General features: G+C 61.2%; 13 protein-coding genes. 5 read left to right on the top strand and 8 right to left on the bottom strand.

Features of this window, described 5'->3' with window-relative positions:
* Positions 1 to 125 precede the first annotated feature (125 nt).
* Positions 126 to 1,586 carry a membrane-bound lytic murein transglycosylase MltF gene (mltF, locus tag CES87_RS16690; RefSeq protein ID WP_128606994.1) on the bottom strand — a complete coding sequence of 487 codons (1,461 nt, stop codon included), beginning with the start codon at positions 1,584 to 1,586 and terminating at the stop codon, positions 126 to 128.
* 263 nt (positions 1,587 to 1,849) lie between these two features.
* Here mltF and purL point away from each other — a divergent pair, with 263 nt between their 5' ends.
* A complete protein-coding gene (gene purL, locus CES87_RS16685; protein WP_128606993.1) occupies positions 1,850 to 5,746 on the top strand; it encodes a phosphoribosylformylglycinamidine synthase in 3,897 nt (1,298 codons plus the stop codon).
* Between the two features lie 5 nt (positions 5,747 to 5,751).
* Positions 5,752 to 6,063: a YqfO family protein gene (locus CES87_RS16680; RefSeq protein ID WP_128606992.1), complete on the top strand. Its 312-nt coding sequence runs from the start codon at positions 5,752 to 5,754 to the stop codon at positions 6,061 to 6,063.
* A gap of 204 nt (positions 6,064 to 6,267) precedes the next feature.
* Here CES87_RS16680 and nagE read toward each other — a convergent pair whose 3' ends face one another.
* The 7 genes from nagE to CES87_RS16640 form a co-directional block, all read right to left on the bottom strand.
* A complete protein-coding gene (nagE, locus tag CES87_RS16675) occupies positions 6,268 to 7,983 on the bottom strand; it encodes an N-acetylglucosamine-specific PTS transporter subunit IIBC (protein WP_128606991.1) in 1,716 nt (571 codons plus the stop codon).
* A 27-nt stretch (positions 7,984 to 8,010) separates the two neighbouring features.
* On the bottom strand, positions 8,011 to 10,527 hold the full coding sequence (gene ptsP / locus CES87_RS16670; protein ID WP_128606990.1) for a phosphoenolpyruvate--protein phosphotransferase: 2,517 nt from the start codon (positions 10,525 to 10,527) through the stop codon (positions 8,011 to 8,013).
* A 160-nt stretch (positions 10,528 to 10,687) separates the two neighbouring features.
* Positions 10,688 to 11,710, bottom strand: a complete 1,023-nt coding sequence (locus CES87_RS16665; RefSeq protein ID WP_128606989.1) for an SIS domain-containing protein — start codon at positions 11,708 to 11,710, stop codon at positions 10,688 to 10,690.
* Positions 11,691 to 12,797: an N-acetylglucosamine-6-phosphate deacetylase gene (gene nagA, locus CES87_RS16660; RefSeq protein WP_128606988.1), complete on the bottom strand. Its 1,107-nt coding sequence runs from the start codon at positions 12,795 to 12,797 to the stop codon at positions 11,691 to 11,693. The genes CES87_RS16665 and nagA overlap by 20 nt, the downstream gene beginning before the upstream one ends.
* Positions 12,798 to 12,861: 64 nt before the next feature.
* Positions 12,862 to 13,593, bottom strand: coding sequence for a GntR family transcriptional regulator (locus CES87_RS16655; protein ID WP_128606987.1), 732 nt, complete (start codon positions 13,591 to 13,593; stop codon positions 12,862 to 12,864).
* A 429-nt stretch (positions 13,594 to 14,022) separates the two neighbouring features.
* Positions 14,023 to 14,526 carry a murein L,D-transpeptidase family protein gene (locus CES87_RS16645; protein ID WP_128606986.1) on the bottom strand — a complete coding sequence of 168 codons (504 nt, stop codon included), beginning with the start codon at positions 14,524 to 14,526 and terminating at the stop codon, positions 14,023 to 14,025.
* A gap of 51 nt (positions 14,527 to 14,577) precedes the next feature.
* Complete coding sequence (locus CES87_RS16640; RefSeq protein ID WP_128606985.1) at positions 14,578 to 15,126, bottom strand: NUDIX hydrolase; 549 nt, start codon at positions 15,124 to 15,126, stop codon at positions 14,578 to 14,580.
* Positions 15,127 to 15,272: 146 nt separating this feature from the next.
* On the opposite strand from CES87_RS16640, the gene CES87_RS16635 reads away from it, so the two are divergent.
* From CES87_RS16635 to purT, 3 genes are read left to right on the top strand one after another with little or no spacing between them, the layout of a single operon-like run.
* A complete protein-coding gene (locus tag CES87_RS16635; RefSeq protein WP_128606984.1) occupies positions 15,273 to 15,872 on the top strand; it encodes a CoA pyrophosphatase in 600 nt (199 codons plus the stop codon).
* 48 nt (positions 15,873 to 15,920) lie between these two features.
* The gene (locus CES87_RS16630; RefSeq protein ID WP_007954617.1) at positions 15,921 to 16,445 is read left to right on the top strand and encodes a gamma carbonic anhydrase family protein; all 525 of its coding nucleotides are present in this window, start codon (positions 15,921 to 15,923) and stop codon (positions 16,443 to 16,445) included.
* Positions 16,442 to 17,827, top strand: coding sequence for a formate-dependent phosphoribosylglycinamide formyltransferase (purT, locus tag CES87_RS16625; RefSeq protein WP_128606983.1), 1,386 nt, complete (start codon positions 16,442 to 16,444; stop codon positions 17,825 to 17,827). The genes CES87_RS16630 and purT overlap by 4 nt, the downstream gene beginning before the upstream one ends.
* Positions 17,828 to 17,897 lie beyond the last annotated feature (70 nt).

Genomic DNA, 17,897 nt, shown 5'->3' with positions numbered 1-17,897 from the left:
TCGTTCCCACGCTCTGCGTGGGAACGCCTCTGGGGACGCTCCGCGTTCCAGCTCTCGAAAGGGACGCGGAGCGTCCCGGGCTGCATTCCCACGCAGAGCGTGGGAACGATCATGACAAAAAACATTTAGAGCGGTGAAGGTTCCTGAGCGGGCTTGGTCTTGTCGATCCCTGGCACGTGCAGATTGCCCTCGGCCACTTGATCGCCTTCAAGCTGCGGCTGCGTGACCCAGGTCAGGATGTCGTAGTATCGACGGATGTTTGCCACAAAATGCACCGGCTCGCCGCCACGGGCGTAGCCGTAACGGGTTTTGCTGTACCACTTCTTCTCGGACAGGCGCGGCAGGATTTTCTTCACGTCCAGCCATTTGTTTGGATTCAGTCCTTCCTTGGCTGCCAGTTTGCGCGCGTCATCCAGATGACCGCTGCCAACGTTGTAGGCCGCCAGGGCAAACCAGGTGCGATCCGGTTCCTGGATCGACTCGTCCAGCTGATCTTTCATGTAGGCCAGGTACTTGGCGCCGCCCATGATGCTCTGCTTGGGATCGAGGCGGTTGGACACGCCCATGGCCTGGGCGGTGTTCTGGGTCAGCATCATCAGGCCACGCACGCCGGTCTTGGAAGTGACGGCCGGTTGCCACAGGGATTCCTGATACCCCACCGCCGCCAGCAGGCGCCAGTCGACTTTCTCTTTTTTGGCATACGCCTTGAAGTGCTGTTCGTACTTGGGCAGACGTTGCTGCAAGTGTTGGGCGAAAGTGGTGGCGCCCATATAGCCGAGGACGTCGACGTGCCCGTAATAACGGTCCTTTAGGCGTTGCAGGGTGCCGTTTTTCTTGACCTTGTCGAGATAGTCGTTGATCTCGTTGAGCAGGCTGTTGTCATCGCCCGCGGCCACCGCCCAGCTCTGATTGCTGGCGTCACCCAGGTCAAAGGCGACCCGGATGTTGGTGAAGTAGACCTGGTTCATTGCGACTTCATTGGAGTCGACCAATGTCAGGTCGATCGAACCTTCGTCCACCATGCGCAGGAGATCGACGACCTCGACCGCGTCGGACTCTTCGTATTCGATGCCGGGAAATTTCCGTTTCAGCTGCGCCAGTTGATCGGCGTGGGTGCTGCCCTTGAGCACCATGATCTTCTTGCCCACCAGATCCTTCGCGTCGGTAGGGCGCGACTGGCCATTGCGATAGATGATCTGGGGGGTGACTTCCAGGTAAGAGTGAGAGAACCGCACCTGCTTCTTGCGTTCCTCGCTACTGACCAGGCCAGCAGCCGCCAGCACCGGGCCATTGGGCTTGCCGATCTGATTGAACAGGTCGTCGAGGTTGTCGGCGGTCTCGATTTTCAGCTTGACGCCCAGATCGTCGGCGAAGCGCTTCACCAGCTCGTATTCGAAGCCGGTTTCACCGTTGCGATCCTGAAAGTAGGTGGCGGGGCTGTTTCGGGTAACCACCCGCAGCACACCATCCTCCTTTACGCGCTCCAGTGTGTTGGGTTTATCAACACAGCCACTGAGCATCAGGAAGAGTCCGGTTGCGATCAGCCATTTGGCGTACCGCGGACGCAAAGCCGTTGGGGAAAACATTTGCGCAGTATACGCAAAGGACCACGAGCGCCATATCTCGACAGCAAAGGGCTAGTCTGCTAGAGCGTGGAAAAGCCGCCTGGAGCCCGCAGCAATGGGCCTTGGTGACATTTTTTAACCGTAAAAATATCCCGTGGCGCCCGCCCCGAAAGTCTGCCCGACGCCTGGGTGCAACCGCGCGTAGCGTTTCGGGTGATGTCGCGGGCTGTTTAGGCTAGAATGCACGGCCTCAAAGCACACCCCTTCCCGAGGCTGTCCCGAAGATGTTGATCCTGCGCGGCGCTCCTGCCCTTTCTGCCTTTCGCCACAGCAAACTCCTTGAGCAACTGAGCCAGAAGGTCCCGGCTGTCAGCGGCTTGTATGCTGAATTCGCTCACTTCGCCGAAGTCACCGGCGTCCTGACCGGCGACGAACAGCTGGTGCTCGCGCGCCTTCTGAAGTACGGTCCAAGCGTTCCGGTCCAGGAGCCGACCGGTCGTCTGTTCCTGGTGCTGCCGCGTTTCGGCACCATCTCGCCATGGTCGAGCAAGGCCAGCGATATCGCTCGCAATTGCGGTCTGACCAAGATCCAGCGCCTGGAACGCGGCATTGCCTTCTATGTTGCCGGCCAGTTCAGCGACGCTGAGGCGAAGCTTGTTGCCGATGCACTGCACGACCGCATGACCCAGATCGTCCTGGGCAACCTTGAACAGGCCGCCGGCCTGTTCAGCCACGCTGAACCCAAGCCCCTGACCGCGATCGACGTGTTGGGTGGCGGCCGCGCCGCGCTGGAAAAAGCCAACACCGAGCTGGGCCTGGCCCTGGCCGAAGACGAGATCGACTATCTGGTCAACGCCTTCGTCGGTTTGAAGCGCAACCCACATGACATTGAACTGATGATGTTCGCCCAGGCGAACTCCGAGCACTGTCGTCACAAGATCTTCAACGCCAGTTGGGATATCGACGGCCAGAGCCAGGAAAAAAGCCTGTTCGGCATGATCAAGAACACCTACCAGATGCACAGCGAAGGCGTTCTGTCGGCTTATAAGGACAACGCTTCGGTGATCGTCGGTTCCGTGGCCGGGCGTTTCTTCCCGGACCCTGAGACCCGCCAGTACGGCGCGGTGCAGGAGCCGGTGCACATCCTGATGAAAGTCGAGACCCACAACCACCCGACCGCGATTGCCCCGTTCCCGGGCGCATCCACAGGTTCCGGTGGCGAAATTCGCGACGAAGGCGCGACCGGTCGTGGCGCCAAGCCAAAAGCGGGCCTGACAGGTTTCACCGTGTCCAACCTGCAGATCCCTGGTTTCGAGCAACCTTGGGAAGTGCCGTACGGCAAACCCGAGCGCATCGTCACCGCGCTGGACATCATGATCGAAGGCCCGCTGGGCGGCGCTGCGTTCAACAACGAATTCGGGCGTCCGGCGCTGACCGGTTACTTCCGCACCTTCGAACAGTCGATCACCACGCCTCACGGCGATGAAGTTCGCGGTTACCACAAGCCGATCATGCTGGCCGGCGGCATGGGCAACATCCGTGAAGAACACGTCCAGAAAGCCGAGATCGTCGTTGGCTCCAAGCTGATCGTGCTGGGCGGCCCGGCGATGTTGATCGGCCTGGGCGGCGGCGCGGCTTCTTCCATGGCCACCGGCACCAGCTCGGCGGACCTGGACTTCGCTTCGGTACAGCGCGAAAACCCGGAAATGGAACGTCGCTGCCAGGAAGTCATCGACCGTTGCTGGCAACTGGGTGACAAGAACCCGATCAGCTTCATCCACGACGTGGGTGCGGGCGGTCTGTCCAACGCCTTCCCGGAACTGGTCAACGACGGCGACCGTGGTGGCCGTTTCGAACTGCGCAACATTCCAAACGACGAGCCGGGCATGGCCCCGCACGAAATCTGGAGCAACGAATCCCAGGAACGTTACGTTCTGGCGGTCGGCCCGGCTGACTTCGAGCGCTTCAAGGCGATCTGCGAACGTGAGCGTTGCCCGTTCGCCGTGGTCGGTGAAGCCACTGCCGAACCGCAGCTTACTGTCACCGATAGCCACTTCGGCAACAGCCCGGTGGACATGCCGCTCGAAGTGCTGCTGGGCAAGGCCCCGCGCATGCACCGTTCGGTGGTTCGTGAAAACGAGCTGGGCGACGATTTCGATCCGTCGACCCTGAACATCGCCGACTGCGTCGAGCGCGTTCTGCATCACCCGGCCGTGGCGAGCAAAAGCTTCCTGATCACAATCGGCGACCGCACTATCACCGGCCTTGTGGCCCGTGACCAGATGGTCGGCCCGTGGCAGGTTCCGGTGGCCGACGTTGCCGTCACCGCCACCAGCTTCGACGTCTACACCGGTGAAGCCATGGCCATGGGCGAGCGTACTCCGCTGGCGCTGCTGGACGCTCCGGCGTCGGGCCGCATGGCCATCGGCGAAACCCTGACCAACATCGCGGCTTCGCGCATCGGCAAGATCTCCGACATTAAACTGTCGGCGAACTGGATGTCCGCTGCCGGTCACCCGGGTGAAGACGCACGTCTGTACGACACCGTGAAAGCGGTCGGCATGGAACTGTGCCCTGAACTGGGCATCACCATCCCGGTGGGCAAGGACTCGATGTCCATGGCCACCCGCTGGAACGACGAAGGCGTGGACAAGTCCGTGACTTCGCCGATGTCGCTGATCGTGACCGGTTTCGCGCCAGTGACGGACATCCGTCAGACCCTGACCCCGCAACTGCGCATGGACAAGGGCACCACCGACCTGATCCTGATCGACCTGGGCCGTGGCCAGAACCGCATGGGCGCCTCGATCCTGGCGCAGGTTCACGGCAAGCTCGGCTCGCAAGCGCCGGACGTCGATGACGCCGAAGACCTGAAAGCCTTCTTCGCAGTGATCCAGGGCCTGAATGCCGACGGTCACCTGCTGGCTTACCACGACCGTTCCGACGGTGGTCTGCTGACCAGCGCCGTGGAAATGGCCTTTGCCGGTCACTGCGGTCTGAGCCTGAACCTCGACGGCCTGGCGGAAACCTCGGCCGACATCGCGGCGATCCTGTTCAACGAAGAGCTGGGTGCCGTGATCCAGGTTCGCCAGGACGCCACTCCGGATATCCTCGCGCAATTCAGCGCTGCCGGTCTGGGCGACTGTGTTTCGGTGATCGGTCAGCCGATCAACAACGGCGAGATCAGCATCACCTTCAACGGCGAAACCGTGTTCGAAGGCCAGCGTCGTCTGCTGCAACGCCAGTGGGCCGAAACCAGCTACCAGATCCAGCGTCTGCGTGATAACGCCGACTGCGCCGATCAGGAATTCGACGTGCTGCTGGAAGAGGACAACCCTGGCCTGAGCGTCAAGCTCAGCTACGACGTCAACCAGGACGTCGCCGCGCCTTACATCAAGAAAGGCATTCGCCCACAGGTTGCCGTGCTGCGTGAGCAGGGCGTCAACGGTCAGGTGGAAATGGCGGCTGCGTTCGACCGCGCCGGTTTCAACGCGATCGACGTGCACATGAGCGACATTCTGGCCGGTCGTGTCGACCTGAACGAGTTCAAGGGTCTGGTCGCTTGCGGCGGTTTCTCCTACGGCGACGTACTGGGTGCCGGTGAAGGCTGGGCGAAGTCGGCGCTGTTCAACAGCCGTGCCCGCGATGCGTTCCAGGGCTTCTTCGAACGCAACGACAGCTTCACCCTCGGCGTGTGCAACGGTTGCCAGATGATGTCCAACTTGCACGAGCTGATCCCGGGCAGCGAGTTCTGGCCGCACTTCGTGCGTAACCGTTCCGAGCAGTTCGAAGCCCGTGTGGCAATGGTGCAGATCCAGGAATCGAACTCGATCTTCCTGCAAGGCATGGCCGGTTCGCGTATGCCGATCGCCATCGCCCACGGTGAAGGCCATGCCGAGTTCGCCAGCGAAGAAGCATTGCTGGAAGCCGATCTGTCGGGTTGCGTGGCGATGCGTTTCGTCGACAACCACGGCAAGGTCACCGAAAACTACCCGGCCAACCCGAACGGCTCGCCGCGTGGGATCACCGGTTTGACCAGCCGCGACGGTCGCGTGACCATCATGATGCCGCACCCGGAACGTGTGTTCCGTGCCGTGCAGAACTCATGGCGTTCGGAAGACTGGAACGAAGACGCACCTTGGATGCGTATGTTCCGTAATGCTCGCGTCTGGGTGAACTAACAGTCGTGTACAAGCTCAGTTTTTTTGTTCCCGACAGTCATGTCGAAGTGGTCAAAACTGCCATATTCGCCGCCGGTGGCGGTCGAATTGGCGCTTACGATCATTGCGCCTGGCAGGTGTTGGGCCAAGGCCAGTTTCGTCCATTGGATGGCAGCCAGCCGTTCATTGGCGAGGCGGGGCAGGTCGAGCAGGTTGAGGAATGGAAGGTTGAGCTGGTGGTGGCTGATGAGTTGATTCGCTCGGTGGTGGCGGCTCTGAAACTGAGCCATCCCTACGAGACGCCGGCTTATGAGGTGTGGCGGTTGGAGGATTTCTGATCTTCCTGACCGCTGAATTGAAAAACCCGCTGAAGTGATTTCAGCGGGTTTTTTAATGCCTTCGATTTTTGATGATCGTTCCCACGCTCTGCGTGGGAATGCAGCCAGGGACGCTCCGCGTCCCATCCAGAGCCGAACGCGGAGCGTCCGTTGAGGCATTCCCACGCAGAGCGTGGGAACGATCGACTGTAGAACACCAACAATCTAAACCTTGGCACTCACCTCACTACGATTGACCAACCCCTCCAACGCACTATTCAAACTCGCGGCTCTATCGCCAACCAACAAGTGCCAGATCCCGCCCTCAAGCTGACTCACACCCTGACATCCCAGCGCCTTCAAATCGCACTCCGACAATGCCTTGCCATCGGCCAATTGCAAGCGGATGCGGGTCATGGCCACGCAGTCCAGTTGCAGCACATTGTCGCCACCGCCGAGGGCGTTCAACCATTGCCGTGCTTCAGGAGCCGCCACAAAAACAGATTGCGGTGCGTCGACAGTGACAGCCGGTGTGGAGATCAACGCACGACCCAATGCCGGCATCGCCAGGCGAATCTCATCGGCAATACTGTCTGCCATCGGCCCGACCACCACCTGCAAACTGCCGCCCTTGCCCGGTCGCACCACGGCCATTGCTCCCAGCGCTTTCAAGTCCGCATCGCAGGCCTTGTTGCGATCGACCATGTCCAGCCGCAATCGGGTGGTACAGGCGCCTACGGTGATCAGGTTTTCCGCGCCTCCCAGCGCCTTGATGTAGGCCCCGGCACGGTCGCTTTGCGCCACCGCAGTTTTTTCAGTCGGGGCGATGTCTTCCCGTCCCGGCGTCTTGAGATTGAAGCGGCGAATACAGAAATCGAAGGCCCCGTAGTAGATCACCGCATAGGCCAGACCTACCGGGACCACTAGCCAGCCATTGGTGGATTTGCCCCAGCCGAGGATCATGTCGATGAAGCCGCCGGAGAAGGTAAAGCCCAGATGAATGTTCAGCAGGTTGGTGACCGCCATGGACAGGCCGGTCAGCAGTGCATGCAGCAAGAACAGCAGCGGCGCGAGGAACATGAAGGCGAATTCGATGGGTTCTGTGACGCCGGTCAGGAATGACGTCAGGGCCATCGACAGGAAAATTCCGCCCATGACTTTGCGGCGTTCCGGCAAGGCGTTGCGGTACATCGCCAGGCACGCGGCCGGCAGACCGAAGAGCATCACGGGGAACATGCCGGTGGTGAATTGGCCGCCCTTGGGGTCGCCCGCAAAGTAACGCGCTATGTCGCCGGTCACCAGTGCGCCTGTGGTCGGGTCGGTGAAGTTGCCGAACACGAACCACGCCATGTTGTTGATGATGTGGTGCAGACCGGTGACGATCAGCAGGCGGTTGAGCACGCCGAAAATGAATGCGCCTATGCTACCGCTCTCCAGCAGCAACGCGCCAAAGCTGTTGATGCCTTGCTGGACCGGCGGCCAGATCAGGCCGAACACCACACCCAGCCCAACCGCGCTGAAACCGGTGGCAATTGGCACGAAACGCCGGCCACCAAAGAACGCCAGATACTCCGGCAACTTGATGTCCTTGAAGCGGTTGTACAGCGCCCCGGCCATCAAACCGCTGATGATCCCGGCGAGCATGCCCATGTTGATGCTCGAATCCAGCGCCTTGAGCGTAGAGATCATCACTAGATAACCAATGGCTCCGGCCAAACCGGCAGTGCCGTTGTTGTCCTTGGCGAAACCGACCGCGATGCCGATGGCGAAGATCATCGCCAGGTTGGCGAAAATCACCTGGCCGGCATCGTGGATGATCGCGATGTTCAAAAGATCCGTGTCGCCCAGGCGCAGCAGCAGGCCGGCAATCGGCAGGATGGCGATCGGCAACATCAGCGCGCGGCCGAGGCGCTGTAAGCCTTCAATGAAGTATTGGTACATGGCGATTCTCCCTGGATTTTTTGTTCTTTAGCTCAGAGGCCAATGCTGATGACAGGCGTGACGCACCGCGCTGGCGCTGCTCAGCTTGAGCAGTTGCTGGCTGATGCGACGGCATTCGCTGGCGTCGAGGTGGCGCACGCGGTCCTTGATTTCACCGATCTGCACCGGGCTCACCGACAGTTCGCTTACGCCTAGCCCGATCAGCACCGGCGTGGCCAGTGGATCGGAGGCCAGCGCCCCGCAAACTCCGACCCAGCGTTTGTGCTGCGCAGCACCGGCACACGTCTGGGCGATCAATCGCAGCAGCGCCGGGTGCAGGGCATCGACCCGCGAGGCGAGGCCGGCGTGGTCACGGTCCATGGCCAGGGTGTATTGCGACAAATCGTTGGTGCCGATAGACAGGAAGTCCGCGTGTTCCGCCAGTTGCTCGGCCAGCAGTGCGGCGGCCGGGACTTCGATCATCACCCCCAGCTCCGGGCGTTCGGTCAGACCGAGTTCGGTGCACAAGGCGTCGAGGCGCTGGCGGATGTGTAGCAGTTCATCGACTTCAGTGACCATCGGCAGCAGGATTCGGCAACGCGACAATGGTGTGACGTGCAGCAGGGCGCGCAGTTGCTGGTCGAGCAGTTCCGGGCGGGCCTGGGCCAGACGAATGCCGCGCAGGCCAAGCACCGGATTCGCTTCGGCGGGTAGCGGCAGATAGTCGAGTTGCTTGTCGCCGCCGACGTCGATGGTGCGGATGATCACCGACTTGTCGCCCATGGCATCAAGCACCGCTTGATAGGCGCGGTGTTGCTCCTGTTCATCCGGCGCGGTATTGCGGTCGACGAACAAGAACTCGGTACGCAGCAGGCCGACGCCGTCTGCGCCGTTGGCCAGGGCGTCTGCGGCTTCGACGCTGGAGGCGACATTGGCCGCGACTTCGATGCGCAGGCCATCCTGGGTTTGCGCCGGGATATGCGCCTGGGTCTGTTGCTCGGCGCGACGTTGCTGATGATCAAGCTGCGCTTGATGCACCTGAGCCAGGCGTTCGGTGCTCGGCATCAATTCGAGGCGACCGCCATCGGCGTCCAGCACTACCGCCTGGCCTTGTTCCTGATCCAGCAGCGACGAGCCCAGTGCGACCAGGCACGGCAGGCCTTTGCCCCGCGCGAGGATCGCCACGTGCGAGGTCGCGCCGCCTTCGGCCATGCACAGCCCGGCGACACCTTGCTGGCTCAGTTGCAGCAGGTCGGACGGGGTCAATTCGTGGGCGGCGACGATGGCGCCGGGTGCTACATCGTAATGCCAGGCTTCACCGAGCAGGGCGCGCAGCACCCGTTGCTTGAGGTCGCGCAAGTCATTGGCGCGCTCGGCCAGCAGCGTGCTGCCCAATTGCTGAAGCACTTCGCACTGCGCGTCGATCGATTGGCTCCAGGCGTGGGTTGCAGCAGTACCGAGGTCGATGGACAGTTGGGCCGCGTCCAACAGTGCGGGATCTTCCAGCAACGCGAGATGGGCGGCGAAGATGGCTTCTTCGTCAGTGTTCTTGTGTTTTCTGGCTTGGGACAGGGTGCCGGCGATTTCGCTGCGTACCTGGGTCAGCGCGGTGTCGAGGGCTTGCCGTTGTTGTGCCGGGTCATTGTGCCCGGAATCTGCCGGCAGGCTGATTGCGTTCAAGCGAAACAACGGCCCGCCGACCAGCCCCGGAGCGGCGCAGACGCCGTGCAACACACCCGCTTCAGCCACTCGATTGCGCTGGATAAGCGGGGTCGGCACAGCGGCGTGATGTTCTTCGGCCAGTGCCGTGGACAACGCGATCAACAGGGCTTGCAGCGCGGCTTCGGCGTCGGGCCCCTGACAGCTGACCTGCACTTCTTCCTGTTCGCCGATGGCCAATCCCATCAGTCCGATCAAGCTGTCGCAGGTCGCCGATTTGCCAGCGAAATGCAGCTGCGATTTGCTCTTGAAACCCTGGGCGGTCTGACGAATCAGCGCTGCTGGCCGTGCATGCAAACCGCCACGATGGGCGATGCGGATGTGGCCGACGATCTCTTCGCCGACAAGCTCCACATCCGACGCCGTACCCGTGCCTTGGCGGCGAATGATGTGCAGCAACGGCTCGCCGACTTTCACCGATTTGAGTGTGATGGGGCGTGCCTGAAAGTCCTGGCTATTGGTGAGGATCAACAGGCTGACCAGGCTTTTGCACTGTTGCGCGACCTTGTCCTGATCGTAACGCAGCAGCGGCTGGCCGTTGGCGACCCGTGCACCTTCCTGAACCAGCATCGAAAAGCCCTGGCCTTGCAGTTCGACCGTGTCCAGGCCCAGGTGCAGCAGCAGTTCGGCACCGTTATCGGCACGCAGGGTCACGGCGTGGCCCGTGCGCGCGACGTGCACCACGACGCCGGCGCAAGGCGCGTGCAGAGTGTCGTTCAGCGGGTCGATGGCGATCCCGTCGCCCATGGCGCCGCTGGCAAATACCGCATCCGGGACTTTGGTGAGCGTGAGCACCGGGCCGCTGAGCGGGGCGCTGAGGGTCAGCTCTTTATTGTTTTTGTGCATGGCTCGGTCTCATCAGGAAATCGACGGTTCGGAAATTCGCTCGGTCCCTGTAGGAGCGAGCCTGCTCGCGAAGAACTTGAAAACAACGCGTTTATTCAGGAAGCCCGCGTTATCGTTAACGTCCATCGCGAGCAGGCTCGCTCCTACAGGGGATTTGTCGTTAGTGGGTGCGCGTCACTTTGCTCAGGTGTCGTGGCTGATCCGGGTCCATGCCGCGTGCAACCGCCAATCCGGCAGCCATCACGTAGAAACTCTGGATCGCCAGGATCGGGTCGAGGGCGGGGTGTTCGGCACGGCTCAGGGTCAGGTCGCGTTCGGTCACGTCATCCGGCGCCGCGAGCAATACCCGGGCGCCGCGTAGACGCATGTCCGCCGCCAGGCTCAACAGGCCGGCCTGTTCGGCGCCGCGCGGGGCGAAGATCAGCAAGGGGTAATTTTCGTCGATCAAGGCCATCGGGCCGTGACGGACTTCAGCGCTGCTGAAGGCTTCGGCCTGAATCGCCGAGGTCTCTTTAAACTTGAGCGCTGCTTCCTGGGCGATGGCGAAACCGGCACCACGGCCGATCACCATCAAGCGCTGGCAATCGCGCAGGGCATCGATGGCCGGGCTCCAGTCCTGTCGGGCGGCATTGCGCAAGCCTTCGGGCAAGGCCCGGCCGGCTTCGAGCAGTTCGGCGTCTTCCTTCCAGTGGCCGATCAGCCGGGCGCTGGCGCTGAGGGTAGCGATAAAGCTCTTGGTCGCGGCGACGCTGCTTTCGGTGCCGGCCAACAGCGGCAGACTGAATTCGCAGGCGGCTTCCAGCGGTGAGTCGGTGGCGTTGACCATCGAGATGCTCAGGGCGCCACGTTTGCGCAACAGTCGCAGGCTGTTAACCAGGTCCGGGCTCTGTCCGGACTGCGAAAAGGCAAACGCCACCTGACCGCTGACCTTCAATGGCGCCTGTTGCATGGTCACCACCGACATTGGCAGCGAGGCCACCGGGATGCCCAGCAGTTGCATGGTCAGGTAGGCGAAGTAACTGGCGGCATGGTCGGAGCTGCCGCGCGCCACAGTTATGACCACTTGCGGCGGCTGACGGCGCAGGCGTCCGGCGATCTCGATCATCGCCGGGTCGAGCTGCTGCAGTTGGGCGTGCACGGCCTCGAACGAGGACAGTGCCTCTTCAAGCATTTTTGAAGTCAATGTCTTCTCCTTCGACCATGACGGCGGTCAGTTTCAGTGAGCGATCGAGCCGCACGCAGTCGGCCCAGGCGCCCGGTTGCAGGCGCCCGCGTTCGGTGATACCGAGGTAGTCGGCGGGAAATTGCGACAGGCGCTGCGAGGCTTCGGCGATTGGCAAACCGATCTTCACCAGGTTGCGCAGGGCTTGATCCATGGTCAGGGTGCTGCCGGCCAGGGTGCCGTCGGGCAGGCGCACACCGCCCAGGCATTTGGTTACGGTGTGGCTGCCGAGCTTGTATTCGCCGTCGGGCATACCCGCTGCGGCGGTTGAGTCGGTCACGCAATACAGGCACGGGATCGAGCGCAGGGCCACGCGGATCGCGCCGGGATGCACGTGCAGCAAGTCCGGGATCAGTTCGGCGTATTTGGCGTGGGCCAGCGCTGCTCCGACGATGCCCGGTTCGCGGTGATGCAGCGGGCTCATGGCGTTGTAGAGGTGAGTGAAGCTGGTGGCACCAGCGTTCAGCGCGGCGACGCCTTCTTCGTAACTGCCCAGGGTATGGCCGATCTGCATCCGCACGCCGCGGGCGCTCAGGGCGCGGATCAGCGCATGGTGGCCAGCGATTTCCGGGGCAATGGTGATCACTCGAATCGGTGCCAGGGCCAAATACTCTTCGACTTCGACCATCATCGCGGTGTGGGCGAAATTCGGTTGTGCGCCGAGTTTGCCGGGGTTGATATATGGGCCTTCGAGGTGCACGCCGAGCACCCGGGAGCTGCCCTTGGGCCGATCGGAGCAGAACTCGCCGATGGCTTTGAGCACCCGGGAAATCTCTTCGCTTGGGGCGGTCATGGTGGTGGCCAGCAACGAAGTGGTGCCGAAACGCACATGGGTCCGGGTGATGGTTTCGAAGGCGGGCGCGCCTTCCATGATGTCTTTGCCACCGCCGCCGTGAACGTGCAGGTCGATGAAACCCGGCAGCAGATAGGGCAGATCGTTGTCCGCCGGGTTGCAGGGGGCGCCTTCAATCGACACGACTTTGCCGTGTTCGTGAACCAGCCGGCCGCGAATCCAGCCTTGGGCAGTGAGGATGTTGTCTTCGGACATTTCGGGTTCCCGGTTTTTAGCGACGAGGCTCTTTATTTAGGAGGCTCTTTATCTACGAAGCTATTTATCTACGAAGCTCTGCGACAAAGTCGTAGTAGTCGTTGCGGCAATAAGTGTCGGTGACTTCGATGGGCGTGTTGTCTTCCAGGTAGCCGACCCGGGTCATCAGCAACATGGCGGTGCCGGGGGCGATGCCGACCAGCGCGGCGAACTCGTCCGAGGCGTTGATTGCCTGAATGTGCTGCAAGGCGCGGACTACAGGTTTGCCAATGCCGTCGAGGTATTCGTAAAGGGAATCGCCCACTGCCTGAGGCTTGGGAATGATCGAGGCGGGCAGGGTGCTCATCTCGATGGCCATCACCGTGTCGTCGGCTTTGCGCAGGCGTTTCATGCGCGCCACCCTGTCGTTGGGCGACAGGCCGAGACGGATCAGTTCTTCGTGGGTCGGCAGGGTGATTTCCCGCTCCAGCCATTGCGAGCCGGGAACAAAACCCTTGAGGCGCAACATTTCGCTGAAGCCCGACAGGCGCGACAGCGGTTGTTCGAGGCGCGGTGTGATGAACGTGCCGGAACCTTGATTTCGGCGGATCAGGCCTTGTTCCAACAGCACTTCCAGCGCCTTGCGTGCCGTGACACGGGAGATGCCCAGCATTTCGCTGAGGTTGCGTTCCGATGGCATCGCCTGCTCGGCTTTCCACTGGCCGGCATGGATCGCCGCTTCCAGGTTGCGCGCCAGTTGCAGGTACAACGGTGTGGGCTGGGTATCGTCAGGGCGCAGGGCGTGGAGGTCATTCATGTAGGTTTGTTCCGATGCGGATGTGGGGTTGTTGTCGCACGGTTGTGGGGTGAAAACTAATACCACTTGAATACCATGTCAACGTGCTCGCCGGGCTTGATGCGCAGTAAAACCGGCATCTTTGGGGAGTCAGGAAGGGCATTGGTTTAAAGTGGTATTAGAGGTGGGGGATTCAAAAGCAAAGATCGCCGCCTTCGGCAGCTCCTACAGAGAGAAGTGGTATTCACCCTGTAGGAGCTGCCGAAGGCGGCGATCTTTTAAATTTATTTTTTCAGGAACGACCAAAGGTAGGTAATTGATCGTTGATCGTTCCCACGCTCTGCGTGGGAATGCAGCACGGGACGCTCCGCGTCCCAGATCAAAAGCCGAACGCAGAGCGTCCGTTGAGGCATTCCCACGCAGAGTGGGAACGATCATCTAAGGGGGAGGTTACGGGCGGATTTCGATCATTGTGCCGTCCGGCACCAGGTTCCAGACTTCGCGCATGTCTATGTTGCGCATGGCGACGCAGCCGTCGGTCCAGTCCAGGGTATGGAACAGGTCCTCAGGGTTCTCTTCGGTATCCGGAGTGCCATGGATCATGATCATGCCGCCCGGGTCGACGCCTTCGCGGCGGGCGCGGGCGGAGTCGCTGATGTTCGGGTAGGAAACGTGCATCGCCAGGTTGAAACGGTCACTGACCTTGCGCCAGTCGATCCAATAGAAACCTTCTGGCGTGCGTTTGTCGCCCTCCATCAGTTTCGGCCCTTTGGGGCGTTTGCCCAGGGAAATGCGATAGGTCTTGAGCGGCTTGCCGTCGTTGATCAGTTGCAATTGGTGGGCAGACTTGAGAACCAGGATTTTTTCGATGACCTTGCCGTCGAGCGTTTCCACGGCGGAAGCCTGGGACACCGTAATGAACGACAAGCAGAACAGGGCAAGCAACCAGCGCATTGAAACGATTCCCCAGGAGGTGTCGCGACTATATATATTTATAGATGTTTTTTAATTGGCAGGCTGAGCAAGCGGCGGGATCGATTCGGACCTTACGGGGTAGACCTCGGCCCGCCGGTCAGCGAAGAAGTATTCTAAGGTACGGCCCACCGTGCGGAAAGCCAGCTCGTCCCAAGGGATGTCCGCTTCGTCGAATAATTGCACTTCAAGGCTTTCGGGACCGGCGGCAAAGTTCAGGTCCGCCAAATCGGCGCGAAAGAACACATGCACCTGGCTGATGTGCGGCACATCGATCAGCGTATAGATGCTCAGGTTACGTACCCGCGCGCAGGCTTCCTCGGCGGTTTCGCGAATGGCGGCCTGCTCGATGGTTTCGCCGTTTTCCATGAAGCCGGCGGGCAGGGTCCAGTAGCCCAGGCGTGGCTCGATGGCGCGGCGGCACAGCAAGACCTTGGTGCCCCAGGTCGCAACACAGCCGGCGACGATATTGGGGTTCTGGTAATGAATTGCCTGACAACTGTCGCAGACAAAACGCAGGCGCGAATCGCCTTCGGGGATGCGTTGGGTCACGGGGTTGCCGCACTGACTGCAAAATTTCATGCTTGGGTTCCTGAATGCTGCGCCTATCTTGGCGTGCGGCGGTGTCTGTCGGCAAGTTGTCGTTTCGCGACACGCCGCGGTCCGGGGGTTGGGCGACCGAAGCGATTGGTGCATGATGCGGGATAAGGCACAGATCGAGAACACTCATGCTGGACGAGCTACTGCATCGGGTAAGTAACCATACACCGCGCACGTTGGAGACTGACCGACGTTTCCCCGAGGCTGCCGTTCTGGTGCCCATAACTCGCAGTGACGAGCCGGAACTGGTACTGACCCTGCGTGCCAGTGGGCTCTCGACCCATGGCGGCGAAGTCGCTTTCCCCGGTGGGCGGCGTGACCCTGAAGATCCGGACCTGATTTTTACCGCCCTGCGCGAGGCCGAAGAAGAGATCGGCCTGCCGCCGGGACTGGTCGAAGTGATCGGCCCGCTGAGCCCGCTGATCTCCCTGCACGGCATCAAGGTCACGCCTTATGTCGGGGTGATTCCGGATTTCGTCGAATACCAGGCCAATGATGCCGAAATCGCCGCCGTGTTCAGCGTCCCTTTGGAATTCTTCCGCAAGGATCCGCGCGAACACACCCACCGCATCGATTATCAGGGCCGCAGTTGGTACGTGCCGAGCTATCGCTATGGCGAATACAAGATCTGGGGGCTGACGGCGATTATGGTCGTGGAGTTGATCAACCTGCTCTATGACGCGAAGATCAGCCTTCATGAACCGCCAAACAGCTTTATCAATATCTAAAGCCATCATTCGAATGGCCTGAACACGCGATGCCTTGAGGATAACTGGATGAAATACCGCTTGGGCGACGCCCGTGTCGAGACCCACCCACAGAGCTGGGTCGCACCCAATGCCGTGCTGGTGGGCAAGGTCAAACTGGAAGAGGGCGCCAACGTCTGGTTCAACGCCGTGCTGCGCGGCGACAACGAGTTGATCCTGATCGGCAAGAACAGCAACGTCCAGGACGGCACCGTAATGCACACCGACATGGGCTACCCGTTGACCATCGGCACCGGCGTGACCATCGGCCACAACGCTATGCTGCATGGCTGCACGGTGGGTGACTACAGCCTGATCGGTATCAACGCAGTAATCCTCAACGGCGCGAAAATCGGCAAGAATTGCATCATCGGCGCCAATTCGCTGATCGGCGAAGGCAAGGAGATTCCGGACGGCTCGCTGGTCATGGGGTCGCCCGGCAAAGTGGTGCGCGAACTGACCGAACCACAGAAAAAGATGCTGGAAGCCAGCGCTGCGCACTATGTGCATAACTCACAGCGCTATGCCCGCGATCTGGTCGAGCAGGAAGAATGACGACGCCTGAGCGCCCGGTGTTATCGCCTTGCGTGAATATTTGTGCGCTGGACGACGATGACATCTGCACCGGTTGCCAGCGCACGGTGGAAGAAATCACCCGCTGGAGCCGGATGGATAACGCAATGCCGCGCTTTCTCCCATGGGGCGCGCGCAAGGCGCTGCTTCCCACGATGATCCGCTTCCTTGAGGACCTGCAGATGACCCGTATCGGAACTCCATTGTCGCCCACCGCGACCCGCGTATTGATGTGTGGCTGTGGCGAGTTGGGCAAGGAAGTGGTGATCGAGCTGCAACGCCTGGGCGTTGAAGTGATTGCCGTGGACCGTTACGCCAACGCGCCGGCCATGCAGGTTGCCCACCGCAGCCACGTGATCAACATGCTCGATGGCGCGGCCCTGCGTGCGGTGATCGAAGCCGAAAAGCCGCACTTCATCGTGCCGGAAATCGAAGCCATAGCCACCGCGACCCTGGTGGAACTGGAAGCCGAAGGCTTCACCGTGATCCCGACTGCCCGCGCCGCGCAGCTGACCATGAACCGCGAAGGCATCCGACGCCTGGCCGCCGAAGAGCTGGACCTGCCGACCTCGCCGTACCACTTCGCCGACACCTTCGAGGATTACAGCAAGGCAGTCGAAGATCTTGGTTTCCCATGCGTGGTCAAGCCGGTCATGAGTTCTTCGGGCAAAGGCCAGAGCCTGCTGCGCAGCGTCGATGACGTGAAGACGGCCTGGGACTACGCACAAGAAGGCGGCCGCGCCGGTAAAGGTCGCGTGATCATCGAGGGCTTCATTGACTTCGACTACGAAATCACTCTGCTGACCGTGCGTCACGTCGGCGGCACTACATTCCTGGCGCCGGTCGGGCATCGTCAGGAGAAGGGCGACTACCAGGAATCCTGGCAGCCACAAGCCATGAGCCCGATTGCCCTGGCCGAATCCGAGCGCGTAGCCAAAGCCGTCACCGAAGCTTTGGGCGGTCGTGGCCTGTTTGGCGTCGAACTGTTCATCAAAGGTGATCAGGTGTGGTTCAGTGAAGTGTCGCCGCGCCCGCACGACACCGGTCTGGTGACCCTGATTTCCCAGGACCTGTCGCAGTTCGCCCTGCATGCACGGGCGATTCTTGGCCTGCCGATCCCGTTGGTCCGTCAGTTCGGACCTTCGGCTTCGGCGGTGATTCTGGTGGAAGGGCAGTCGACCCAGACCGCTTTCGCCAATCTGGGCGCTGCCTTGAGCGAGCCCGATACCGCGCTGCGCCTGTTCGGCAAGCCTGAAGTCAATGGTCAGCGCCGGATGGGTGTTGCATTGGCCCGCGATGAGTCGATCGAGGCCGCTCGTGCCAAGGCCACCCGTTCTTCCCAGGCGGTTGTGGTCGAGCTGTAAAAACAGCTGCGGCGGGCCTATACCTTCTAGGTGTGGGCTCGCCCTGATGGGCGCTGAACCTGTAGGAGCG

The organism is Pseudomonas sp. ERMR1:02, from assembly GCF_002277815.1.
Classification (GTDB): Bacteria; Pseudomonadota; Gammaproteobacteria; order Pseudomonadales; family Pseudomonadaceae; genus Aquipseudomonas.
Note: the sequence above shows the minus strand (reverse complement) of the source record. Positions and strands in the feature narration are given on the sequence as shown.